The organism is Hyphomicrobium sp. D-2, assembly GCF_029872155.1.
Lineage (GTDB): Bacteria > Pseudomonadota > Alphaproteobacteria > Rhizobiales > Hyphomicrobiaceae > Hyphomicrobium_A.
The window spans coordinates 647,277-670,824 of record NZ_JARXLA010000008.1; the positions used below are offsets into that span (position 1 = coordinate 647,277).

General features: G+C 57.5%; 29 protein-coding genes. 26 read left to right on the forward strand and 3 right to left on the reverse strand.

Annotation, left to right across the window (positions count from 1 at the left end; all coding sequences use genetic code 11):
* Positions 1-33 precede the first annotated feature (33 nt).
* The 12 genes from flgK (at position 34) to QEZ49_RS15500 (ending at position 8,854) form a co-directional block, all read left to right on the forward strand.
* Positions 34-1,503, forward strand: coding sequence for a flagellar hook-associated protein FlgK (flgK, locus tag QEZ49_RS15445; RefSeq protein ID WP_280388257.1), 1,470 nt, complete (start codon positions 34-36; stop codon positions 1,501-1,503).
* A 3-nt stretch (positions 1,504-1,506) separates the two neighbouring features.
* Entirely contained in the window at positions 1,507-2,556 is a 1,050-nt protein-coding gene (locus tag QEZ49_RS15450; RefSeq protein ID WP_280388258.1) for a flagellar hook-associated family protein, read from the forward strand.
* Between the two features lie 47 nt (positions 2,557-2,603).
* The gene (flaF, locus tag QEZ49_RS15455) at positions 2,604-2,951 is read left to right on the forward strand and encodes a flagellar biosynthesis regulator FlaF (protein ID WP_280388259.1); all 348 of its coding nucleotides are present in this window, start codon (positions 2,604-2,606) and stop codon (positions 2,949-2,951) included.
* Positions 2,948-3,385, forward strand: a complete 438-nt coding sequence (gene flbT / locus QEZ49_RS15460; RefSeq protein WP_280388260.1) for a flagellar biosynthesis repressor FlbT — start codon at positions 2,948-2,950, stop codon at positions 3,383-3,385. Before flaF ends, flbT begins: the two co-directional genes overlap by 4 nt.
* Positions 3,385-3,798, forward strand: coding sequence for a flagellar hook assembly protein FlgD (gene flgD / locus QEZ49_RS15465; RefSeq protein ID WP_280388261.1), 414 nt, complete (start codon positions 3,385-3,387; stop codon positions 3,796-3,798). Before flbT ends, flgD begins: the two co-directional genes overlap by 1 nt.
* Positions 3,798-4,064: a flagellar biosynthesis protein FliQ gene (gene fliQ, locus QEZ49_RS15470; RefSeq protein WP_068462042.1), complete on the forward strand. Its 267-nt coding sequence runs from the start codon at positions 3,798-3,800 to the stop codon at positions 4,062-4,064. Before flgD ends, fliQ begins: the two co-directional genes overlap by 1 nt.
* Positions 4,065-4,135: 71 nt before the next feature.
* The gene (gene flhA / locus QEZ49_RS15475) at positions 4,136-6,229 is read left to right on the forward strand and encodes a flagellar biosynthesis protein FlhA (protein ID WP_280388262.1); all 2,094 of its coding nucleotides are present in this window, start codon (positions 4,136-4,138) and stop codon (positions 6,227-6,229) included.
* A complete protein-coding gene (locus QEZ49_RS15480; protein WP_280388263.1) occupies positions 6,226-6,984 on the forward strand; it encodes a flagellar biosynthetic protein FliR in 759 nt (252 codons plus the stop codon). Before flhA ends, QEZ49_RS15480 begins: the two co-directional genes overlap by 4 nt.
* A 3-nt stretch (positions 6,985-6,987) precedes the next feature.
* A complete protein-coding gene (locus QEZ49_RS15485; RefSeq protein WP_280388264.1) occupies positions 6,988-7,389 on the forward strand; it encodes a hypothetical protein in 402 nt (133 codons plus the stop codon).
* Positions 7,390-7,449: 60 nt separating this feature from the next.
* Positions 7,450-7,980, forward strand: a complete 531-nt coding sequence (locus tag QEZ49_RS15490; RefSeq protein WP_280388265.1) for a rod-binding protein — start codon at positions 7,450-7,452, stop codon at positions 7,978-7,980.
* On the forward strand, positions 7,980-8,372 hold the full coding sequence (locus QEZ49_RS15495; protein ID WP_280388266.1) for a flagellar protein FlgN: 393 nt from the start codon (positions 7,980-7,982) through the stop codon (positions 8,370-8,372). The genes QEZ49_RS15490 and QEZ49_RS15495 overlap by 1 nt, the downstream gene beginning before the upstream one ends.
* Entirely contained in the window at positions 8,369-8,854 is a 486-nt protein-coding gene (locus tag QEZ49_RS15500; protein WP_068462052.1) for a hypothetical protein, read from the forward strand. Before QEZ49_RS15495 ends, QEZ49_RS15500 begins: the two co-directional genes overlap by 4 nt.
* Positions 8,855-8,955: 101 nt before the next feature.
* Here the strand turns inward: QEZ49_RS15500 and fliI are convergent, their stop codons facing one another.
* The 3 genes from fliI to QEZ49_RS15515 form a co-directional block, all read right to left on the reverse strand.
* Positions 8,956-10,296: a flagellar protein export ATPase FliI gene (gene fliI / locus QEZ49_RS15505; protein ID WP_280388267.1), complete on the reverse strand. Its 1,341-nt coding sequence runs from the start codon at positions 10,294-10,296 to the stop codon at positions 8,956-8,958.
* A gap of 63 nt (positions 10,297-10,359) precedes the next feature.
* Positions 10,360-11,085: a flagellar basal-body rod protein FlgF gene (gene flgF, locus QEZ49_RS15510; RefSeq protein ID WP_280388268.1), complete on the reverse strand. Its 726-nt coding sequence runs from the start codon at positions 11,083-11,085 to the stop codon at positions 10,360-10,362.
* A complete protein-coding gene (locus QEZ49_RS15515; RefSeq protein ID WP_280388269.1) occupies positions 11,085-13,259 on the reverse strand; it encodes a DUF1217 domain-containing protein in 2,175 nt (724 codons plus the stop codon). The genes flgF and QEZ49_RS15515 overlap by 1 nt, the downstream gene beginning before the upstream one ends.
* 160 nt (positions 13,260-13,419) lie before the next feature.
* On the opposite strand from QEZ49_RS15515, the gene motA reads away from it, so the two are divergent.
* The 14 genes from motA to flgH all read left to right on the forward strand — a co-directional run bounded on the left by motA (position 13,420) and on the right by flgH (position 23,536).
* Positions 13,420-14,310: a flagellar motor stator protein MotA gene (motA, locus tag QEZ49_RS15520; protein WP_280388270.1), complete on the forward strand. Its 891-nt coding sequence runs from the start codon at positions 13,420-13,422 to the stop codon at positions 14,308-14,310.
* Between the two features lie 3 nt (positions 14,311-14,313).
* Positions 14,314-15,246 (forward strand): FliM/FliN family flagellar motor switch protein, encoded by a 933-nt coding sequence (locus QEZ49_RS15525; RefSeq protein WP_280388271.1) that lies wholly within the window; start codon positions 14,314-14,316, stop codon positions 15,244-15,246.
* A gap of 39 nt (positions 15,247-15,285) precedes the next feature.
* Entirely contained in the window at positions 15,286-15,666 is a 381-nt protein-coding gene (gene fliN / locus QEZ49_RS15530) for a flagellar motor switch protein FliN (protein ID WP_280388272.1), read from the forward strand.
* Between the two features lie 8 nt (positions 15,667-15,674).
* The gene (locus tag QEZ49_RS15535) at positions 15,675-16,703 is read left to right on the forward strand and encodes a FliG C-terminal domain-containing protein (protein WP_280388273.1); all 1,029 of its coding nucleotides are present in this window, start codon (positions 15,675-15,677) and stop codon (positions 16,701-16,703) included.
* Between the two features lie 6 nt (positions 16,704-16,709).
* A complete protein-coding gene (flhB, locus tag QEZ49_RS15540; protein WP_280388274.1) occupies positions 16,710-17,801 on the forward strand; it encodes a flagellar biosynthesis protein FlhB in 1,092 nt (363 codons plus the stop codon).
* Positions 17,798-18,289, forward strand: a complete 492-nt coding sequence (locus QEZ49_RS15545) for a hypothetical protein (protein ID WP_280388275.1) — start codon at positions 17,798-17,800, stop codon at positions 18,287-18,289. Before flhB ends, QEZ49_RS15545 begins: the two co-directional genes overlap by 4 nt.
* 41 nt (positions 18,290-18,330) lie before the next feature.
* Positions 18,331-18,711: a flagellar basal body protein gene (locus tag QEZ49_RS15550; RefSeq protein ID WP_280388276.1), complete on the forward strand. Its 381-nt coding sequence runs from the start codon at positions 18,331-18,333 to the stop codon at positions 18,709-18,711.
* 2 nt (positions 18,712-18,713) lie between these two features.
* Entirely contained in the window at positions 18,714-19,133 is a 420-nt protein-coding gene (flgC, locus tag QEZ49_RS15555) for a flagellar basal body rod protein FlgC (protein WP_068462071.1), read from the forward strand.
* Positions 19,133-19,450 (forward strand): flagellar hook-basal body complex protein FliE, encoded by a 318-nt coding sequence (locus QEZ49_RS15560; RefSeq protein WP_280388277.1) that lies wholly within the window; start codon positions 19,133-19,135, stop codon positions 19,448-19,450. Before flgC ends, QEZ49_RS15560 begins: the two co-directional genes overlap by 1 nt.
* 10 nt (positions 19,451-19,460) lie before the next feature.
* The gene (flgG, locus tag QEZ49_RS15565) at positions 19,461-20,243 is read left to right on the forward strand and encodes a flagellar basal-body rod protein FlgG (protein WP_280388278.1); all 783 of its coding nucleotides are present in this window, start codon (positions 19,461-19,463) and stop codon (positions 20,241-20,243) included.
* Positions 20,244-20,245: 2 nt separating this feature from the next.
* Positions 20,246-20,722, forward strand: coding sequence for a flagellar basal body P-ring formation chaperone FlgA (gene flgA, locus QEZ49_RS15570; RefSeq protein ID WP_280388279.1), 477 nt, complete (start codon positions 20,246-20,248; stop codon positions 20,720-20,722).
* Positions 20,723-20,820: 98 nt separating this feature from the next.
* Positions 20,821-21,894: a flagellar basal body P-ring protein FlgI gene (gene flgI, locus QEZ49_RS15575; protein WP_280388571.1), complete on the forward strand. Its 1,074-nt coding sequence runs from the start codon at positions 20,821-20,823 to the stop codon at positions 21,892-21,894.
* Between the two features lie 227 nt (positions 21,895-22,121).
* Positions 22,122-22,820: a MotE family protein gene (locus QEZ49_RS15580; protein ID WP_348534829.1), complete on the forward strand. Its 699-nt coding sequence runs from the start codon at positions 22,122-22,124 to the stop codon at positions 22,818-22,820.
* A complete protein-coding gene (gene flgH / locus QEZ49_RS15585; protein WP_280388281.1) occupies positions 22,817-23,536 on the forward strand; it encodes a flagellar basal body L-ring protein FlgH in 720 nt (239 codons plus the stop codon). The genes QEZ49_RS15580 and flgH overlap by 4 nt, the downstream gene beginning before the upstream one ends.
* Positions 23,537-23,548 lie beyond the last annotated feature (12 nt).

Here is a 23,548-nt window from a genome sequence, read left to right on the forward strand (position 1 = left end):
GCGCTTTAGCACTCTAAGACGCGGATTTATCGGATGTCGCTTTCTGCCAGTCTCAACACTGCAGTGTCCAGCCTAGCTACTTTGGCGGACCAGACATCCGTGCTTTCCCGCAACGTTGCTCGGGCGGGAGATCCGACTGCGTCGAGGAAGGTCGCGCAGATAATCACGGTTCCGGGTTACGGCGTGCGTATGGCCGCCGTAACCCGTGTCGTGAATGAAGCGCTGTTCACGAGTGTTTTGAATAATTCATCCAGTGCGGCGGGGCAGCGTGCGCTCGTTGAGGCGCTGGATAAGCTTGAAGCTACGATAAACGATACCGAGCTTGATTTTTCTCCGGCTGCGCTGGTGCAGAAGCTGAACAACGCGCTGCAGCAGTATTCGTCGTCGCCGGAAAGCGATGCGTTCGCCCAATCGGCAGTGGCTGCCGCGCGTGATCTGGCCAACGCTTTGAATAGCGCCACTACGCTTGTGCAGGATGTGCGCAGCAAGGCTGACGCTGAAATTTCCAGTGCGGTTAGTTCCCTCAACACGCTGCTGTCGCGGTTCGAGGCCGTCAACAAGCAGATCGTCAAAGGCACGGTCAACGGCGGCGATGTGACGGACTATCAGGATCAACGCGATGCGTTGTTGCTGGAGATATCACAGGAAATCGGCATTCGCACGATTGCGCGTCCCGACGGCGGTATGAACATTTATACGGAAAGCGGTGTGACGCTGTTTGACGTCGTTCCGCGCCAGATCTCGTTCCAGCCAACGCCGATGCTGTCACCCGGTGTGGCAGGTAACGTTGTTTACGCAGATGGTGTGCCGATTACTGGCAGCGCTGCAACGATGGGCGTCAGCTCCGGACGCATCACCGGGCTGGTGCAGGTACGTGACGATGTCGGTGTAACCTATCAAAATCAGCTGGATGAACTTGCCCGCGGATTGATCGTTGCGTTTTCTGAGAGCGATCAAAGCGCGACGCCAACGCTGGCTGATGCAGCGGGATTGTTCAGCTGGAACGGCGGTCCCGGCTTGCCGCCTTCGGGTTCGATCACCTCGGGTCTGGCCGGCACAATTCGTCTCAATGCGGCAGTCGATCCAGATCAGGGCGGCGACGTGAAGAGGCTGCGTGATGGCGGCATGAACGGCGCTGCTTACGTCTACAACTCAGACGGTGTCGCAGGCTTTACCGGGCGACTTGACTCGCTCGTAGACCAGATGCGCGCATCTCAGACCTATTCCTCCGACTCCAAGATCGCCACCGTCGCTACGCTTGTCGGCTTTGCTTCCAACTCAGCTGCCTGGCTGGAGGAGGCGCGACGCTCTTCGAACAACGAATTCGAGTATCGCGAAACCGTCCTGGGGCGCGCGTCGGAGTCGCTGAATAAAATCACCGGCGTCAATCTTGACGAAGAAATGGCGCTGATGCTGGAGCTGGAGCGTTCATTTCAGGCATCGAGCAAAGTCATAACAACAATAGATTCGATGCTGGCGTCGCTGCTGGCAGCGGTGAGGTAAGCTGTGAAGACAACATTCATCTCCACAAATTCCATGTCGGTCGCTACCCGCCAGGCTTTGGCGAAGGTGCAGCAACAGCTTGCCGATGCGCACCTGGAAATGACGACAAGCCGGTATGCGGATGTCGGGAAAACGCTTGGTTACAAAGCGGGCGACACAATCTCGCTGCGGCAGGAGTTTGCCCGTCTCAACACCATAATCGACACCAACAGCACGGTAGCCTCACGCCTTAAATCATCTCAGTCGGTGCTTCAGAACCTGGTTGATACCGGGCGCGATTTTGTCGGCCAGCTCCTCGGTTCGCGTGTGGGCGGCGCAAGTGCTCTCAACGTTAAAGCCGAAGCACAATCGCGACTCGATGGCTTTATCGATGCCATGAACATGGCGTTTGGGGATGGCTATCTGTTTGCAGGTGTCAATTCCGACGTGAAGCCGGTTGCCGATTACTTCAGCACACCGACCAGTGCGAGCAAGCAGAGCGTTGCCAACGCCTTCTTTGCCGAGTTCAGGATCTATCAAGACGATCCCGCTGCGGCTAACATCAGTGCCGCTGACATGCAGACGTTCCTGGACACGACGTTCTCAGATTTGTTTGCCGATCCGGCATGGACTTCGGATTGGTCGTCGGCATCGTCGCAGAATGCTCGCAGCCGAATTTCAAGTTCAGAGCTGCTTGAGACATCAACCAACGCCAATGAGTCAGCCTTCCGCAAGTTTGCTCAGGCATACACGATGATTGCCGACCTTGGCGTTGAGAACCTCGGGCAGCCGGCGTTCGAAGTTATCATCGACAAAGCCACCCAGCTTGTGAACGAAGCGATACAGGAGGTTGGCGATCTGCAGGCGCGGCTCGGCATATCTGAACAGCGCGTCGGTGACGCTAGTGAACGCATGAAGCTCCAGGTCGATATTCTTACGCGTCAGGTGAAAACACTGGAAGAGGTTGATCCTAACGAGGCAGCCGTACGAATTAATCAGATGCTGACTCAGATGGAAATCTCATACGCACTGACGTCACGTATCATGGGGCTTAGCCTGCTGAAGTATATCTGATGAGCATAGAGTATTAGCGCGTAGCAATTCGTAAGTGAGATGGAAACATGTATCAATTCTCCTATGCCGATGTGCTTGAGACCAGCCCGAAGGTTGCGCGCGAGCGTGAGCGGCAGGTTTTTGAGCGCAGCATCGAATTGCTGAAAGCCGCTGATGAAAAGGGACCGAACTCCATCGAAGCCGTCGAGGCGCTGACGTTCAGTCGACGCCTGTGGGCTGCGCTTCTGGAGGATCTGGCAAGCCCTGACAATGCGCTGCCCGATGAACTGCGTGCGCAGATTATTTCGATCGGCATCTGGGCCGTGCGTGAAGCTGAGAACATCCGTTTGGGTAAGACGGCGGATTTTAAACCGCTGATCGACGTCACAACGGCGTTATATGAAGGTCTGCAATGAAAAAGCTGCAGATTTCTCTGAAGCCCGGCGGCCGCATTTATGTCAATGGCGCGGTGCTCAAGGTTGATCGCAAAGTCTCAATCGAGTTTCTGAATGACGTGACGTTCCTGCTTGAGCATCACGTGCTGCAGCCTAGCGATACGCATACGCCGCTGCGCCAGCTCTATTTTATCATTCAGACGGTGCTTATCGATCCAGCGAACAGCGAGGACGCAAGGTCGATGTTCCACTCCGCCCATGCGGCGCTGCTGGCATCGTTCAAGAACTCGACAATCATCAACGGGCTGGTTGAAGTGGGAGATGCGTTCGAACGGGGTCGCCCCTTCGATGCGCTCAAGGTCCTGCGCCCGCTGTTTGTAATCGAAGATGAGATCATCGCACAGGGTACGCGCCCTGAGCGCTCGGAAATCCAGCATGAATGCGAGGTCCGCTGATGTACGTTCCTGCAACAACGGGTGCTGAGAGCACGCAGCAGAAATCTAACACCCAAAGCAGCACGCAGGCTGGAACCGGCGCAACGATTGACTACAATACCTTTCTGCGACTTCTGATTGCGCAGATGAAGAATCAGGATCCAACCAATCCGACGGATCCGGCGCAATGGATCGGTCAGCTGGCATCGTTCTCCGGTGTCGAGCAGAGCATGCAGACCAACGCGAAGCTTGATTCGCTGATGACCTCGATGGCGCTATCGCAGGCTGACAGCCTGGTAGGGCGCAATCTCACGCTGCTTGAAGATGGTTTCAGCGGTAAGATTGAGTCGGTGCGCATCATTTCCGGTGGCACCGTGGCGGTGCTTGAGGATGGCACCGAGATTCTGCTGGGCGCGGGCGTGGAAATTTCCTGATGAACCAAGCTGATGCTCTGGATCTCGTTCAGGCGGCTATCTGGACCATTATTGTTGCGTCCAGCCCTGCCGTTGTTGTCGCGATGCTGGTGGGCGTCGTTATCGCCCTGTTGCAAGCGTTGACACAGGTGCAGGAAATTACGCTCACGTTCATTCCCAAGATCGTTGCCACATTGCTTGTGGCATCGCTGATGGCGCCGTTTATCGGAACCGTGATCTACACGTTTGCCGAGCAGATTTACGGCCGCATCGAGCAAGGTTTCTAACAGCACTCATTGCGGGCGACCTTCGCGCAAGCTTCGGCATCTATCTCTTTCGCGTCTAAGTGGGGGAGAGCATGGCCGAAAGCGTTGTTGCAGCAGGGGCGGTACCGCGCAAACGTGGCGGAAACCACGACGTAAGCCTCGCCATCGGTATCGTTCTTATTCTGGCGGTGCTGTTTTTGCCGCTGCCGGCGGCCATCATTGACATTGGCCTGGCCTTTTCCATCGCGCTGGCTGTTCTTGTTCTGATGGTGGCGCTGTGGATTCAGCGCCCGCTGGACTTCTCCGCATTCCCAACCGTGCTGCTGATTGCAACGATATTGCGATTGGCGCTGAATATCGCCACCACGCGCCTTATTCTTGCTGAAGGCGCCAATGGACATGATGCTGCTGGACACGTCATCGCGGGGTTCTCCAGCTTCGTGATGAGCGGCGATTTCATTATCGGAACCATCGTGTTCCTGATTCTGATCACCGTGAACTTCATCGTCATCACAAAGGGTGCCACGCGAATCGCCGAAGTGGGCGCGCGCTTCACCCTCGACGCCATTCCCGGCAAGCAGATGGCGATCGATGCCGATCTATCCGCGGGCCTCATCGATGAAAAGGAGGCCATGCACCGTCGCCGTGAGTTGGAAGAAGAAAGCTCGTTCTTCGGTTCCATGGACGGTGCGTCGAAGTTCGTGCGCGGCGATGCGATTGCAGGTCTTATCATCACCGCGATCAACATTTTTGGCGGGATCATCATCGGCGTTACGCGCCATGACATGTCAGTGTCAGATGCGGTTGACGTGTTCACCAAGCTGTCGGTGGGCGACGGCCTTGTAACGCAGATACCAGCGCTGATTATTGCGCTCGCGGCCGGCCTTCTTGTTTCAAAGGGTGGCACGCGAGGAAGCGCCGATAAGGCGGTATTCGGTCAGCTTGGCAATCATCCCAGGGCATTGTCGCTGGCAGCTGTCGTTATGTTCGTGCTGGCGGTTGCGCCGGGTCTGCCGTTTCTGCCCTTCGCAGTTCTCGGCAGTGCCATGGGCTTTGTGGCCTATGCAATTCCGCGCCGCGCCGCTGCAGCCAAGGCGCACGAAGAAGCGCTTGAGCTTGAGGCCAAGAACCAGGCAGAGGAAGAAGTTCGCCAGTCGGTAAAGGAATCGCTCAAGACCGTTGAGCTGGAACTTTGCCTCGGCAAGCAGATTTCGGGCACGCTGTTGTCGGCACATAACGAGCTCGCGCAGCGCGTAAGCAAAATGCGCCACAAGTTCGCGCGTCAGTACGGATTCGTGGTGCCGGAAATACGTCTCACGGACGACTTGTCGATTCCGCCGAAGAGTTATCAGATCAAAATCCATGGCACCGTCGTTGCGAGTGAAGAGCTGCGCATCGGCGATGTGATGGTCATCGTTGGTGATGGGCCGGCGCCGGACGTTCCGGGTGATGAGGCGCGCGAACCGGCCTTCGGCATGAAAGCCATGTGGACCTCGGAAATGTTCATGGGCGCATTGCAGCGTGATGGCTTCACTGCTGTCGACAACATGTCGGTGCTGCTGACGCATCTGGGTGAGGTAATCCGCAACAATCTGGCGCAGATGCTGTCCTACAAGGACATGCGCACGCTGCTGGATCGGCTTGAACCTGAGTATCGCCGCCTCATTGAGGAAATCATCCCGTCGCGTATTTCATACTCGGGCTTGCAGGCTGTGTTGAAGCTGCTGCTGGCCGAACGGATCTCGATCCGAAACCTGCATCTCATTCTTGAGGCGATTGCGGAGATCGCGCCACATGCATCGCGTGCCGAGCAGATTGCGGAGCATGTGCGACTGCGTATGGCGCAGCAGATTTGCGGCGAGTCGTCTGAAGGTGGCGAACTTAAGGTGCTGCGTCTCGGCAATCGGTGGGAGTTGGCCTTCCACCAGGCCTTGCGTCGCGATCCCAAGGGTGAAGTGGTTGAGTTCGACATCGACCCCAAGCAGATCGAGCAGTTTAGCACCGAAGCGACGACAGCAATCCGCAAGCTCATGGATCAGCGCCACAAGTTCGTGCTGGTCGCTGCGCCGGATGCACGACCGTACGTACGCATGATTACCGAGCGTTTGTTCGCAACGCTGCCGGTGCTGTCGCATCTGGAAATCGCGCGCGGCGTGCAGATAAAGTCTCTCGGTACGATTTCGTGACAGCGATTGGCCCGACCACTGTACTGGCCACGTTTCTGATTTTCTGCCGCATTGGCACTTGCCTGATGCTGATGCCGGGGTTCGGCGCGCAGCGCGTGCCGATGCGGGTTCGTCTGTTTATCGCGGTGTCGCTGACATTTGCACTGGCGCCGTTGCTGGTTCCAGAGGTGGAGCCCGCAACTACGGGCAACGTTGCGCCGGTTGCGCTGTTGGGCTTGGTGGCATCGGAGGCGCTTGTCGGCGCAATACTTGGCCTGATGGCGCGCATGTTTTTGCTGTCGCTGCAGTTTGCCGGTGCGGCGATCGGAATGCTGATCGGCCTTTCCAATACGCCCGATACGATGATTGACGAGGACGAGCCGGCTGCCAGCTTGACGACGTTGATAACGTTGACTGCCACGGTGTTGATATTTCTCACCGAGCTGCATTGGGAAATGTTGCGCGCGGTGGTCGATTCGTACGGCACGGTTCCGGTGCCGCACCAACTCGCGGCGAATTTCGGGCTGGTGAAGCTGGTCGATGCCGTCACGGATGGCTTTATGCTGGCCTTGCGGATCTGCTCGCCGTTTATCGTCTACTCGCTGCTCGTCAATCTGCTGTTCGGGATTCTGGGCAAGCTCACGCCGCAGATCCCGGTCTACTTTATTTCGATCCCGTTCGTGCTCGCGGGCGGCGGGTTCATTCTGTATTTTACGTCGGCTGAGTTCCTGCAGATTTTCATCGTGACATTCTCCCAGTGGCTGCAAAGGCTGTAGGCGATGACCCGGATACGTTTGGCGAAGGCGCAGCGACTGCTGAAACTCAATCGAGAGATGCAAAAGCTTGAAGAGGAAAAGCTGACGTCAGCGCGGTGGCAGCAGGCAGAGCTGCGCGAGGAGCAGGGCAACCTTATTGAAACACTGAGCGGTGCCGCTGAGATGCAGACGCTGCCAACGCCAATGGTGTTAAAGCGACTTCGTAAGCTTGATGATCAGCAGCGCGCGCTGGAGACGGAAATAACTGCGCGATCAGCTTCGCTGCGCACGGTGGCAACGCGGGCAAAGTTTTCAGAACGCCTGACGAAGGAATACGAAGTGCAACATAAGCGTGCAGTAGAGGAAAAGGCGTTGCTCGAGGCGATTGAACGTATACTGATGAAGGGCGACGCAAGCCTCCCATAAGCTTTTTAGGCGACCATGTTGTTACAGCTCCCATGGATCGCCCAAGGATATTTGCAGGGTATGATAATCGGCTCCGATCTCGTTCTCGGCGTCGCCAATGCCGCCGATGCCGCCAGGCAACGTGAAGCAATGGCGAAGCTTCAAAAACTGAATAACGGCAAGTCGGAGTTGGCTACAGCATCAAATGCATCCGCTACCAGGCAGTTTGATCGATCAGAAGGGGTTGCTTCCGATTCCTGGTCTGCGCACGTCAGCGATTCCGGTTCGCCAAGGGCAGAAGCGCAGCCGCAGGTGGCGGCTCACACACCGCGCACGCGCGTGATTGAATCGTCCAGCAGCGAGTCGAATGTCTACACGCAGTTCGAAGCCGTATTGCTACAGAACATGGTCGAAGAAATGATGCCGAAAGACAGCCAGGCGATGTTCGGCAGCGGCACAGCCGGCAACATGTGGAAGTCGATGCTGGCCGAAAAGATTGCTGAGCAGATCGCGAAATCTGGTGCGCTTGGCATAGCAGAACAAATTGAAGCGGGTCAGAATGCGCTGACATCTGCTCGCGCCGCAGCAAACAAGAACATCGGTGACGCATGATGGCCAATGAAACTGGAGCAGAGCGCAAACGGCGGGCGCTGATGAACTCCATGACCACAACCATGCGGCGGATAGAGCTGCTGGTGGATCAGGAAACAGAGGCTCTGCGCTCCAGAAGCGAAATTGACCTCAAGGACTCGAACAACCGCAAAAGTCAGGCATTGCTGGAGCTGGGGTTGGCAGCTCGCGCGCTGGATGGCGGCATGCTGGATGAGGACATTGCCGCGCGCTTGCGGGGGCTGCGCGGCAAGCTGGAGAGAAATCAGGCGATGCTGCAGCTCCACCTGGACGCTGTGCGCGAAGTTGCGACCATCGTAGCCGATACAATCCGTGATCGCGATTGGGATGGCACGTATTCGGAGCACCTTGGTAGCGGCGGTGGCCAACGATGATCCGCCTGATTGCCACAGGGCTGTGGATCTGCCTGGTGACGGCGCTTTCCACCTACGCGGCGACGATGTGGGAATCCAAGACCACACCGGCAACGGAAGTGGATCAGCTCTTTGGCGGTTTGCGGTCGATGCAGACAAGCACGATCAGTGTGCCCGTCATCGATAACGGTGGGGTGCAAGGATACGTGCTCGCCCAGTTCACGTTCACGATGAACTCCGAGATTGTGAATCGGATGTCGATTACGCCAGACGTGTTTCTGCTGGATGCGGCATTCCGCACGATCTATGCAACCGATGCGGAGACGCTGAGCGGTTCCAAAAAGCAGGATTTCCAGAAGCTGACGTCAGCGATCAAGAAGCGCGTGAATGAGCGCTTCGGCCATGATTTTGTGGCGGATGTATTGATTGAGAAATTTAACTTCGTCTCTAAAGATCAGACGCGACAGGGCATGGAACAGGTCAAGGCACGCCCTGAATTCTAGAGCGCGCCTTAGGCTGCGTTGTCACCCGTTGCATGGATGTAAGTTGCCAGCGCAGGCGCATTACGTGCACGCGTTGCTGCGGCGCTGCACTTTATCTGATGCTACTGCTGCTGTTGCGGTGGTGGCGCACCCGCTGCGGCGGCAGCATTTTGCAGGGCGCGCGCGACCTCTTGAAATGCATCGGTGCTCTGCGGGTCTGGCGGCGATTGCTTGAGCGCATCAAACAACCGCGGAACGATCTCAATTGCCTTGTCGAGTTCTACGTCGGAGCCTGTGCGGTAGCCGCCCATCAAACGAAGATCGCGGGTATCTTCGAAACGCGCGATCAGAGAACGCAATTTGCCGATCAGCGTTGTTTCTTCCGGCGTCCATGCGTGTTGGGCGAGACGGGAAATTGATGTCATCACATTGATAGCGGGATAGCGCGCTTGATCGGCGATGCTACGCTCAAGCACGATATGACCGTCAAGCGTGCCGCGGATGCTGTCGGCTATCGGATCGTTGTGATCATCACCATCGACAAGAACCGAATAGATGCCAGTGATAGAACCCGTTCCGATTTCACCGGGGCCTGCGCGCTCAAGCAGATTGGGCAGATTGCTGAACACGCTTGGCGTATAGCCGCGCGCAACGGGAGGCTCGCCAGCGGCAAGCGCAACTTCGCGCGCGGCGTGGGCAAAGCGGGTTATGGAATCGACGATCAGCAGAACCTTGTCGCCGCGATCGCGAAAATACTCAGCAATGCAGGTTGCCGTTTTGGGCGCCAGGCGCCGCATCATCGGGCTTTCATCGCCGGTGGATACGACGGCGATGACCCGCTCGCGGCTTTCGCCAAGCGTATCTTCCAGAAACTCACGCACTTCGCGCCCGCGCTCGCCAACCAGCGCGATGACGACGGTGTCAAAACCCTGCGCGCGAGAGAGCATGGCCAGCAGCGTGGATTTGCCAACACCGGAACCGGCAAAAATGCCGATGCGCTGGCCGAGACAGATGGGCGTGAAGAGATCAACGGCGCGCACACCAGTCTTGATGGGCGCGTTTATGCGTTGGCGGCGCAGAGCAGACGGTGCGTTGCGGTCGGGGAATGCAGGCTGGTCTCCGTGCGCAAGTGAAACATCTTCGCCGATCGGAATGCCGAGCGCGTTGAACACGTGCCCCTTCCAGGACGGATGCGGATAAATGGCAGCTTGGCCCATCTTCCACGCCTTAGCACCCAGCCCGGCGGTGATCGGCTCCTGGAAAGTTTTGATCGTTACCTGCGCCTCTTCAAGCCGGATCACTTCACCTAGCTGAGATGGCGCCCCGTGCTCGCCGCCTATCGTGACGCGGTCACCCAGCTTAACAAACGGCGACAGCCCGGAAGCATTGCAGAATGCCGGTGTTACCTGAGTGATGGTTCCACCAGCAAGCACCAGGGGCTGCGTCGCAACAGCGGCGGACACGCGGGTAGCCAGCCTGGATAATGTCGATGAGGGAAGGGGGGCGTTTGTCAATGCAGCGCTCTATTACGAAGTCGGCGATAGCGATTTAATAGCTTCGCGCATTGTGTCGTCGGATTGGTTCATCGCGTTCGACACCATGTCGTAATGTCGTGACGCCATGATCAGTTGTGACATTTCCCACATTGGGTTGACGTTCGAGCCTTCAATGTGGCCCTGCGTTACTCCAACGCGATTGAAGTCGAGTGCGGGGATCGCAGCGAGATCGGGAATGACGGCGGAATTATCAAAGCGGCTCAGCTTCGCTTTGGGGTCGATAGTGAAGAGACCAACCGCGCCGAGCTGATTGTTATCCTGCGTGACCATACCGTCGTTGCCGATGGTGATCGGACCGCCGTTCGGATTGATCTGGAGTGGCGCGCCGCCAACATCCAGTATCGGATAGCCGGCAATTGAATGCAGCTCGCCTTCAGCAGTGATCTGCATGCGGCCATCGCGGGTGTAGGCGGTGCCAGCGGGCGTTTGAATTGCAAACCAGGCATCGCCCTGAACCGCCATATCCAGAGGATTGCCGGTTGGAGTGACTTGAGCCGCGTCGCGCTTGATGAAGGAAGCACCGTCAGAAGCGAATGCGACCGGTTCCGTCGATGATTGGCTCAGCAGCGTTTCGAACTTGATTTCCTCGCGTCGAAAGCCGGGAGTTGAAGAGTTTGCGACGTTGTTCGCAATGGTTTCCAGGCGCCGCTGAAGTGACATCTGCGACGAGAGTGTAACGTAGAGTGCTGGCTGCATTAGGCTCCGCCCAACCTTAGATTTTGGATGTTGGTCAGCAGACTGGTGCTGATACTCGCTTCAAGAGGCTGGCCGATAAGGATGCTGGCCGACGACTGACTGGCCGTCGAGTTGTCCATTTCCCATGCGGCCGTGAAGCGGGTGAGGAACGCCTTTACTTTGCTTGGATCGCTGAAGTCTTTGACGTCGAGCGCTTTAGTGATCATTTCTGCCTGACGGTCGATATCGAGCAGTGACATCTGCGTTGGCAGCCTCAGCGCGGTCTGCACAACCTGAAGCAGTGCCTTGTCGGCAAGGATCGAATACGGCGACGTGATTGTTGCAGCCTTGCGGTCGAAATAGAGCGCAAGCCGCACGCCTTCGTTCTCGTTGCCAGCATCCTCTTCAACGGCCTGGCGATAGTAGAGCGCGCGGGTCCGCATGATATCGGGTTTGCTCTGCGCAACGCCAAGCTCGGCTCTGCGAACTGAGCCGTCAGTGTCGAACTTGAAGTCTGCAGCTAGAGCTTTGTATGCTTCATTGCCCGACTTATTCACAAAGCTGCGCTCATCGAGAAGGTCGCTGGTGAATATCTTGCGCAGCGTGTCGTTGGTTGCGTCTTTCAGGCCGTAAGCCTTGACGATGAAGCTCTTCAGTCGCTCGTTCTTAAGCAGCTGGTCGACAGACGACAGCGTGAGAATTGTGCGATCATAGTACTGCGCTTCGGCGTTGCCGAGCGTCTGTGCCGATGCAGAATCGCCCAGCGTTGCCTTGTAGAGCGCTATCGCGTTCTTGGCGCCATCAGCGGTCTGAACCTGCCGAGCGCCGAGAGCAAAGCCATCGGAATCGAAGTTGAAAGCCGCGGCAAGGTCTTTGAAGCGCGAATCCTGCAGCAGATTTGCATAGCTGGTAACGCTTGAAGGATCGCTGAGAAGTATCCGCTTGATCTTGGTTTTCGAAACTTCGTCCGGGTCAATGTCGAAAGCTGACAGGATGAAGTTATAGAGCTTGCTGTCCGACAGAAGCGTATCAACGTGCTGCACGGATTTCATCGCACTCCGATAATAATCGGTGCTGGTCTGCTCCGCGCTGATGGAATCGCCATCGTGATACTTTGTGAAGAGATCGCTCAGCGCTTTTGCCTGGGCGGTGTCTTGTGCAACTACGCCGCTGTCGAGTGAGCCATCAGTGTTGAAGTTGAAGGTCGCAGCAACCGCTTTGTGCAGCGCGCTTTGATTGGCGATGCTATCGGGGTCGTCAAGATCGCTGACGAGGATATCTCGGATCGTTGCGGCCGTCGTGTACAGCGGATTGAGGCCGGCAGCGGTGGCAACGAAATCGCGCAGGAAACTGTTATTGGCGAGATCGTCAACGTTGGTGACGCTCGCCATAGCCTGATTGAAATAGGCAGTTTTGAACACAGCAGCGGCGGGGGACTGATCGGCGTCGGTCGCCTCATAGTACGCAAGCATCATCTGCTTGGTCTGCTGTTCGGACTGTGCGGTGTTGCCCGGTGTTACCGATCCATCAGCGGCAAACGAAAACGCAGCTGCAAGCTTCTGGTACTTCTCACCATAGGTGTTGGCGACGCTGCCCGGATCGTTCAGATCGCTGGTCAGAACATTGCGAATGGCCGACACGGATGCAAGTTTGGCGTCGAGGCCCTGCGAGGTAAGCGCAAAGTTGAAAAGCCGTTCATTAGCGAGCAGGTCGTCAACCGAGGTAATGCTGCCGATATTGTCCGAGAAGTATTTGGCTTCAGCAGCTGCAGTTTCACCTTTGCTGATGCGCTGCTGCGTGTAGAGGCCAATCATGGCGTCTTCACTGCCCGAATCCTGAGCGCGGAGGGTGCCTAGCTCGACGTCGCCGGTGGGCAGAAAATTGAAGGCCTTGGCAAATTCCAGGTAACGCTTGTCGGTAAGTTTGTTTGCGAAGCTGGATTTGTCGTTGAGGTCGCTTTCAAGAACCTTCCGCATGAAGGCCTTGGCGTAGTCCATTTCCTCCAGCCCCCAGGCCTTCATCGCATATTTGAAGACCCGATCGTTGGCGAGGAAGTCGTCGATTGATTTTACGTTGCCGATGTTGGCCAGATAATACTCGGTTTCCCGTGCAACCATCGGCTTGTTGGCCGTGGTGGTCAGCGTGCGCTGCAGGTTGCTGTTGATCAGGTAGAAGCTGGCGAGGGTGGTGGTCACGGCACGGGTTTCCTGGGTAAGCGGTGGCGCAGAGGTTGCACGTGTTGGCTTTCCCGAAGCTGGTGCCAGAACCGCCACCGGTTCACCTGCGGCCTACAGCTTCACGCAAGGATGTGATGCTTCAACTCCAAACAGGATAAAATCATTCGGATTCCGTCACGTGACCATTGCCCTAGGCCTATTCGTTACGATGGTGTGCATGCTCGGCGGCTTTGTCGCCATGGGCGGCCATGTCGCCGTCATTTGGCAACCGTGGGAATATGTGATCATCGGCGGTGCCGCGCTTGGAACGTTCATCGTCGCGAACCCTGTTAAAACGATAAAAGATACAGGTAAGGGCATTAAGGAAGCTTTTACGGGTGATGCCCCCGGGCGGCAGGAATACCTGGAGGTGCTTGGCATCCTCTACTTCGTGATGCGCGAATTGCGGAGTAAGCCGCGCAACGAGGTTGAAGAGCATATTGACAGCCCGGACGAATCGCCTCTGTTCCAGCGTTTCCCATCGGTTGCAGCCAACCGGGATCTCACGACATTCATCTGCGATTACTGCCGCCTCATCATCATCGGCAATGCACGCACGCATGAGATCGAGTCGTTGATGGATGAAGAGATCCAGACGGCGCGCACCGACAAGATGAAGCCCTATCATGCGCTGGTCAGTGTCGGCGAAGGATTGCCGGCGTTGGGAATCGTTGCTGCGGTTCTGGGTGTTGTGAAGGCGATGGGCGCGCTCGATGAGCCGCCTGAAGTGCTGGGTGGATTGATCGGTGCGGCGCTGGTAGGCACCTTCGCCGGTATTTTTCTGTCTTATGCAGTGGTTTCTCCCGTCGCGACCAAGATCAAGACATTGCGCGACAAGCAGCTTCGGGCTTACGTCATCGTGAAGCAGACGCTGCTGGCGTTCATGAACGGTGCGATGCCGCAGGTTGCGCTTGAACACGGTCGCAAGACGATCTCTCTCAACGAGCGTCCCTCGATTGACGATGTCGAGCAGATTGCGCTCAGCTCCTCAAACGTCGGCGGAGATACAGCAGCCTCGGAGGCCGCTTAAGGCATGGTGCAGGTGAGTGCCCAGACACGTGGAAAGAACGACGGCCTGTTCGCCGGCCCGCAGGATTTGGTCGAGCGCATGCCGATGCTGCGCACCATTCTGCAGAAGGTCGCGTCCTCGTGGAGCGAGCAGATCAAGAGCATTTCCTCCACCACACCTGAGGTCGTGCTGGTCGGGGTAGAAAGCGGTCCGCCAAACGCTGTGATGCCTTCCAGCGCGACGCAAGCTGTTGCGTGCGTTGTGGAAGCGCCGAACTGGAACGCGCGTCTCATCCTGTGCGCAGATCATGAGTTCGTGTTTACGCTGGTGGAGATGCTGCTCGGCGGGGACGGTTCTGAGCCTGCACCGTCGGCCGACCGCGAGCTGACGCGCACCGAGTTGGGGCTTGCACAACTCGCCTTCAATCATTTCGCGGGTGCGCTGGAACTTGCGTTTGCCAGCGTGGCGCCGACGAATTTTACCGTGGGCCCAACGGAGCACAGCGTCAGCTATGACGTGCTGGGGCGGATGAACGTTCCGGTTGTGGTTGCGAAGTTCCACATGTTTGCGCACGGTTTCGGTGGCGCTGTCACACTAATGCTGTCGCAATCTGTTCTCAGTCCGATGCGTAACGAGCTTTCGCGTACCGTCGGCCCCGAATCAGTTCGTCCTGACCCGGCCTGGAGCCAGAAAATCCAAAGCGAGGTGTCACGGGCTAACGTTGACCTTGTCGCGGTGCTTGATGAGCAGGAGCTGACGCTGGCAGACGTGGCGCGTTTTGCCGTGGGTAAGGTCATCAGACTGGGTGCTACGCCGGACAGCGTTCTGCGAGTCGAGTGTAATGGCGAGCGGCTGATCAATTGCGAGATCGGGAAGTCGAACGGCGCTTATGCGCTGCGTATTCGCGATTTCATCGATCAGGAGCAGGAATTCATGAACGATATCCTTGCCAGCTAACGAGCGGGCTGGGATATGCGTGCACGTTGAGGAAATAGAATGTCTGACTTCGACCCGTTGAATCTTCAAACGGAGGGCGCGCCAGATGGGCCGCAGCTCTACGATCAGATTCCTAACGCTGCGGCTGCTGCGGCGGCTGCACCTGCAACGGAGGGGCTGAGCCTCGATACGATCATGCGCATCCCGGTGACGGTGAAGATCGTGCTGGGTTCGGCGTCGATGCCTGTCGCGGCCTTGATGAAACTTGGGAGAGGCGCGCTCATACCCCTTGATCGCAAACTGGGTGAGCCCGTAGATGTGATAGTGAACGGGCGTGTTGTTGCGCGCGGTGAAGTGGTCGTCATGGATGACGATCCATCGCGACTGGGTATTTCGCTGACTGAAGTGGTGGGCCCGTCCGGGGCTGAAACTCTGGCATAAGATCCTGAATGGTCGCCTCTCACCAGCATCGCAGCGGCGGAAAGCGCCATGCTCTGACCGGCCCGGAGAAGGTCGGCATACTTCTGCTTGCGCTGGGCAAGACGAAGGCGGCCAAGCTTTTGCGCCGGCTCGATCCGGATGAGCTGCGTCTGTTGACGCGCTCCAGTTCGAAGCTGCGCCCTGTGAGCTCCGATGAAGTTGAGGATCTCATAGAAGAATTCGCCGAGAGCTTCACCGGCGGCATCAATTTCGCTGGGACGGCGGAAGAGGTTAAGAGCCTGCTCACCGATGTGATGAGCGAGGACGAGATCGCTCAATACATGAGTGATCAGCCTGATGATTCGCAGCCCGTGTGGGAGCGACTGGTTCCGCTGCGCGATAACGTATTGCAGCCGTTGATCCTGAAGGAACATCCGCAGACGATTGCGGTGATACTTTCACGCATCGATTCCAACGTTGGTGCGCGGTTGCTGCGCACGCTTGATCCTGAGGCTCGCCATTCGCTGCTGCGGCGCATGCTCGGCCTAAAAGGTATTTCGGCAGCCGCTATGGCAGCCATCGAAGCTGGAATCCGCGAGGATCTGATGGCCACGATGATGGCGGCGCCAAATCCGGAAACGCGCAAAACAATCGCTGGTATCATCAACAAGCTGGACGGTTCTCAGGCGAACGAGATTCTGAAAAGCATTGCCGCAACGCGGCCCGATGATGCGAACGAACTCAAGAGCATGCTGTTCTCGTTCGCCGATATCGCGAACCTCAAGTCGAGGGCGCGGGCGCTCGTCATCGAGAAGGTGCCGACCGAGCAGGTCGTGCTGGCGATGAACGGTGCTGATTCGGATCTGCAGGAAGCCATTCTGCAAACGATGACTGCGCGTCAGCGCCGCATGGTCGAGGCGGAGTTGGAGGCAGCGCCGCCAGCCCGTGCACGGGATATTGATGAAGCACGCCGCGCCATTGTGGCCACCGTGCTGGCGTTGATGGGGCGCGGCGAGATTACGATGGAAGATCGTATAACCGACGACAGTCCCGATTGATCGTGAATGTCCGAGAACACTGATAAGGACAGCAAAACAGAAGAGGCGACCGACAAGAAGGTTCGGGACGCCTTGGAAAAGGGCAACGTCCCGTTCTCGAAAGAGCTGCCAGTGTTCGGCTCGCTCGCCGCCCTGATTGCCGTCACCGCATTTTTTATCGTCGGGAGTGCAATCGAGCTTGCCGCCTCACTGAAGGGGTTTCTCGATAACCCCGGCAAGTGGTCGTTGGAAAACACTGCCGATGTGGTGCAGGTTTTCGGCGCCGTGAACCTCGATGCGGCCAAGCTGGTGCTGCCCATCGTTCTCATTCTTGCCGCAGCCGGATTAGGCAGTTCGCTGATTCAGAATCAGCCGCGCATGGTGATCGACCGTGTGCAGCCGAAGCTATCGCGGATTTCGCTGAAGTCCGGCTGGAAGCGCATATTTGGCGTGCAGGGCTGGGTTGAGTTCCTCAAGGGAACGTCGAAGTTCATTATTCTTGCGTGTCTCGCTTACGTCATCATGCGGGCGGCACGTTACGACGTTTTCAATTCGATGTTCATGTCGCCGTACGCTCTGCCAGGCTTGTTGCAGGGCCTGATCATCTGGCTGTTTGCGTCAGTGGTCGTCGGCATCATGCTGCTCGTCATTCTGGATCTGCTCTGGTCGCGCTTCTATTGGCGGCGCGAATTGCGGATGACCAAGCAGGAAGTAAAAGACGAGCACAAGCAATCCGATGGCGATCCGATCGTCAAATCGCGCATGCGCTCGCTGGCGCGCGATCGGGCACGCAAGCGCATGATCGCACGTGTGCCCGAAGCGACTGTCGTCATCGTCAACCCGACCCACTATGCGATTGCGCTGCGCTACGTGCGCACGGAAAATCAGGCTCCCGTTGTTGTCGCAAAGGGCCTGGATATTATTGCGCTGAAAATTCGCTCGATCGCGGAAGAACACGACATTCCTGTTGTTGAAGACAAGCTTCTGGCAAGGTCGCTGTACGATAAAGTGGAGATTGATCAGCTTATTCCGCCAGAGTTCTACAGGGCTGTGGCCAACGTGATCCTGTACCTGATGTCTCGCGGAAAGCCGGTCCCCTCCAGCGGGTCGACTACATGAAGAGCAACGGCAATAGATTCACCTACGATCGTGAGCGTGCATTAGGCCTCGGCATCCGAGAGTTAGCTTCGGATCTTCGGCTAGTGGAGCCAGCGGACTACATTACGTTTGTCCGAACTGAGCGCTTCGCCAATATTGCCAATCTGGTTGCTTCATCAGCTGAGCTGTTTTTCAAGCCCGGCACTATTGCGTTCGGCCAATCGGGCGACGTGGAGTTGTCGTGGGATCGGCAGCCGGCTATCGCGCTGGATATGGAGTTTCGGCACCGTAGCGTCAGCGTTTATTTCCGGCTGATTCTCGAAGCCGAACAGGCCGGCGTCGAGATTACCTATCTGACATTCGAAGGCGCTGCTGATTCGCCGGACGAGAACACACGTCGTCTGGTTGAGGCTATCGCCGATGCGCGCCTTGACCCTGTGGCCGATTTCACGGAACTGGCTTTGTGGAAAGCGGCTGACCAGGCTGCGACAAGCCTGGGACAAGCTTAGGCCGGTATTCAGCTACGCAGACATAAAGCGCGGCTATCGGCATGAACTCAATATATCTTTTCGGCATCGCTTCTCAGCGCAACACCTGGCTAGCGGTGCGGCAGGAAACGATCACCAGCAACATCGCGCACGCCAACACGCCTGGCTACAGAGCGCGCGATGTTCAGCCGTTTGCGGAAGTTCTGCAGGCTATTCGCCCGGATATGGCGGCCAGCGATCCTGGCCATTTGCAGGATTCAAGCGCTTACGGCGGCGGTGATGCAGTGACCAATGAGGCCGCCTGGCACACCAGCGAGTCGGGAAACTCCGTAAGCATTGAGCGTGAGTTGGTGAAGTCGGGAGAAGTCAACGCTGCGTTCTCCCTGAATAACGGCGTGATCAAAGCGTTTCATCGCATGCTGCTAACGAGCACGAAGGTCTGACCGTGTTTGATCCACTCAACGTATCTCAAAAGATCTCCGCTGCGGGCCTTGATGCTCAGTCCCGCCGTATGCGTGTCATCGCAGAAAATATGGCGAATGCGCATTCGACAGCCAATACACCGGGCGGTGATCCGTATGCCCGCAAAACCGTGAATTTCGTCAACCGGTTTGACGATGTTCTTGGCGCCAGCGTGATCGCGGTTGATCAGATTGGAACTGATCAGGCTCCATTCCGCATTGAGCGCAATCCGAACCATCCGGCGGCCGACGAGGATGGCAACGTAAAATATCCCAACGTCAACATGCTGGTTGAAATGGCCGACATGCGCGAGGCCAATCGCTCTTACGAAGCGAACCTGCAGATGATGAAGCAGTCGCGCGCCATGGTCATGATGACCGTCGACCTGTTGAGGAGCACGTAATGCTGAATCAGATGATCACTGGCGTATCCGGGGTAACGCAGAGTGCGCCTGTTCAGGGCAGCACGTCGATCCGGAAAAGTGATGCCACGCAGGAAGCGTCAAGTGACTTCGGTTCGATGCTGACGCGGATGGCTTCTGACGCAATGGAAACGCTGAAAACTGCTGAGGCCGTTTCCATTTCGGGCGTGCAGGACAAGGCGTCGGTGCAAAAGGTGGTCGAGTCCGTGATGGCTGCCGAACAACAACTCCAGGCTGCGGTGGCGGTGCGCGACAAGGTTGTCGCGGCGTACCTGGAAGTCAGCCGCATGACAATTTGAGGAATAGATCATGAGAGCGCTTGCCATCGCCGCTACCGGCATGAACGCCCAGCAGTTGAACGTTGAAGTGATCGCGAACAACATCGCGAACATCAACACCACTTCGTTCAAACGTTCGCGCGCAGAGTTCACCGATCTTCTGTATCAGACCGAGCGCTCCGCTGGCGTGCCGAACCGTGGCAACCAGACGCCTATTCCTGAAGGTGCACACGTTGGCCTCGGCGTGCGTAACGCGGCAATCCGCAATCTGCACAGCCAAGGTGCGCTGAGCAGCACCAATAACAAGCTGGACGTTGCCATCAACGGACGTGGCTGGTTCCAGATCGAAGCTGATAACGGCGAGACCTATTACACGCGCGCTGGTGCGTTCAACAAGAACGCAGAAGGCCAACTGGTGACGATGGATGGCTATCTAATTCAGCCGCAGATTACGTTTCCGCAGGACACTGTCGAGGTTGTAATCAACCAGACCGGCGAAGTGTTTGCGCGTATCGGCACGCAGACTGAGTTGCAGTCTCTGGGTCAGTTGACGTTGGCAAACTTCGCCAACGACGCGGGCCTGTCACCGATGGGCGGCAATCTTTATCGCGAGACGCCTGCTTCGGGCACCGCTGTTGTCGGTGTGCCGGGCGATCCCAGCTTCGGCACCATCGAGCAGGGCTATCTTGAGCTGTCAAATGTTGATCCGGTGAAGGAAATTACCGAGCTGATCACCGCGCAGCGTTCCTACGAGATGAACTCCAAGGTCATTCAGGCCGTGGATGAAATGTACAGCACTGTTGCACGGAGATAGCCGTGAACACGCATTCTTTCGGAACCCGTCTGCTTGAAATAGCGATCGTCATGTTCGCGACAGCGTTTGTAAGCGTTGCGCCAGCGCCTGCGCAGCCAACAATGCTGCCGGTACCACGTGTTACGATCTATCCGGGCCAGGTGATCGAGAGCAACATGCTTGTCGATCGCGCTTTCCGTTTGAATGGCGACACTTCGGTAACCACGGACAGGGAAGCTCTGCTCGGCAAGATCTCCCGCCTCACTTTGTTGCCCGGCAAACCGATTGCGCACGCGGCAGTGCGTGAGCCCCATGCTGTGAAGCAAGGGCAGTCCACGCTGGTGGTGTTCAAGGCGGGTTCTCTGACCATTACCGCGAATGCAATCGCGCTGCAGAACGGCGGCTCCGGTGATGTTATTTCGGTTCGCAATCCTGACAGCGGGCGGATCATTCATGGCCGGATCGGTCCGGACGGATCTGTGCATGTGGGGGATCAATGACGCGAGCGTTGGCACTGGTAAGCCTGTTGTGCGCCATTTTCATGCTGGGCTCCGGCGGCACGTACAGTGCTGATGTCGGTGGCCAGTTTTATGGTGATATGGGCCCTTCCGGATTGCCGAAGTTTGGCTCGCCGACACGGCTCAAGAACATCGTAAGTGTTCAGGGCGTGCGGCCGAACCAGCTTGTTGGCTACGGCTTGGTGATCGGCCTCAATGGCACGGGCGACAGCCTGCGCAACTCGCCGTTCACGCAGCAGTCTATGCAAGCCATGCTTGACCGGCTGGGCGTCAATATCCGACGGCAAAACACGCGCACGCGCAACACTGCCGCAGTTGTGGTGACGGCAGAACTGCCGGCGTTTGCACAAACCGGAACCACCATCGACGTTACTGTTTCATCGCTTGGCGATGCGACGTCGCTGCTCGGCGGTACGCTGATCATGACGGCGCTGCATGGTGCCGATAATCTGGTCTATGCGGTTGCGCAGGGGCAGTTGACTGTTTCGGGCTATCAAATCACCGGCGCAGCCCAGACCATGACGCAGAACGTTCCGACCTCTGCGCGCATTCCTAACGGCGCGCTTGTCGAGCGCGAGGCACCGGGCCAGTTCCTGGAAGTCGAGTTCCTCGGACTTGAATTGCGCAACCCTGATTTTGGAACGGCTATTCGAATTTCAGATGCGATCAATGCCTACGGTCTTGATCGGTTCGGAATGGAACTTGCGCGCGCTGCAGATCTACGCAGCGTTGCGGTGAAGCGCCCGCCGAACATGTCGCCAACACGTTTGATGGCGGAAATTGGTGAGCTGATCGTCGAGCCAGATGTGCCTGCGGTCGTCGTTGTCGATGAACGCACGGGCACGATCGTCATCGGTCGCGACGTGACCATTTCAACGGTTGCAGTCAGTCACGGCAATCTGACCGTTACCGTGACGGAAACTCCGCAGGTGTCGCAACCCTTGCCGTTCTCCGAAGGCCAGACAGTCGTGACACCGGAAACCAACATATCTTCATTCGAACAGGGCGGCGCATTGCGGATCGTTCAAGGTACCAATCTGAATGTGTTGGTGCTCGGGTTGAATCGAATGGGCCTCAAGCCGCAGGGCGTTATTGCGGTGCTTCAGGCAATCAAATCAGCCGGCGCGCTGCAAGCTGACCTCGTGGTGCAATAATGGCGAGCTCCGTTGATCGATATACTGCATGCGTGGCACTGACGTTGCTCTGTGTTGCGGCTTGTGGAGCGGCGTCGCCTTTGTCTGCGCAGATGGGGTGGACGGCTTCGGTTGATGAGGCGCCAACGGATGCGGCCACGGGGCGGTTGTCTCCGTCCAGCGCACTCGCCCGCGCGGCGCGCTCTATTCCAGCACCCAGGCCTGCAGCTCTGCCTCCATTGCCGAAGATGAAACCGCAGGCGCCGGTGGCTGTAGCTGCGCCTGTTGCCGGTAAAGCGGAGCCGATCGACGAGTTCGACGAGATCGTTACAGGATCGATTGTCAGCAGCGGCGAGCGTGTTCCGCCTCCGCTGGAGGAAAGCGCGCGGCTGTTCAACGACAATACGCACGCTGCAGGCGATCCGATCGTAACCGGATCGGTCGATGACGCGAATTCCGATCTTGCGAAGGGATACTGCGTTGCCATCTCCAGCGCAGCGGCAGACGCGCGCATTGCCGTGCAGCGCTCGAAGCTGACGGAAATGGAACAGCAGATCGCGCAACGCATCGCGACGCTGGAGCAGAAAACGCAGGAGCTGCGTAGCTGGGTGGAACGTCGCGATGCGTTTCTTCTGCGCGCCAATGCTTCGCTTGTGAACATCTACGCGCAGATGGAGCCGGATTCGGCGGCGCCACAGCTTGTCGAGATGGATGAGGAAACAGCGGCGTCACTTCTGTTGAAGCTGGAGCCGCAGAATGCCAGCGCAATTCTGAACGAGATGGCGCCGGAAAAAGCTGCGCGTCTTGCAGGCACGATTGCGGGCTCGGTGCGCAGGCCAAAAGCCGTCGCTGCACCGCGCCCGCCCGTTGTGTCTCCGACGCCGGGTGTCGCACAGCCGATCGATCAAATGCCAGCGCAAGCCTACCCAGGCGGGGGAAGATCATGATCGCAAGGCTGGCAGTGCTCTTGATGGTTGCGCCCATTCTGGGCGCTTGCGCTGTTGATGTGCGCGACTTCAATCGTGAGCCGCATATGACACCGGTCGGCAGCGGCATGGTGCCGAAGCGCGTTTCCATGATTACAGAAGCAGCGCCGCAGAATGTTTATCGAGGCAACTCCTCCATCTGGCAGGATTCGCGCGCGGACCTGTTCTCGGATCTGCGTGCACGCCGTATCGGCGACACCGTAACGGTGCGGATTTCGATCAAGGACAAGGCGTCGATCGCCAACGATTCAGAACGCAAGCGCGACGCTTCAAATGAGCTTGGCTTCGACTATTCCTACGATTTCGCATCAACGGGCGGTGCGGTAGGTGGGCAAGGCGCGTTCGATATCGGCGCTGGCTCGAAGACGCGGACAAAAAGCGAAGGCGGCATCGAGCGGTCTGAAAAGATTGAGCTGTTGGTGGCCGCAGTGGTTTCCGATGTGCTGCCGAACGGCAACCTCGTGATCAGCGGCTCGCAGGAGGTGCGCGTCAATTTCGAGATGCGCATTCTGAATGTTGCAGGCATCATCCGGCCGTTGGATATCTCGGCTGACAACTCGATCGCGTATGAGAAAATTGCCGAGGCCCGCATCGCTTATGGCGGCCGTGGCCGTCTGATGGAAGTGCAGCAGCCCCCGTGGGGTCAGCAGCTCGTCGACAATATCTCTCCGTTCTGACCGGTTGGGAAA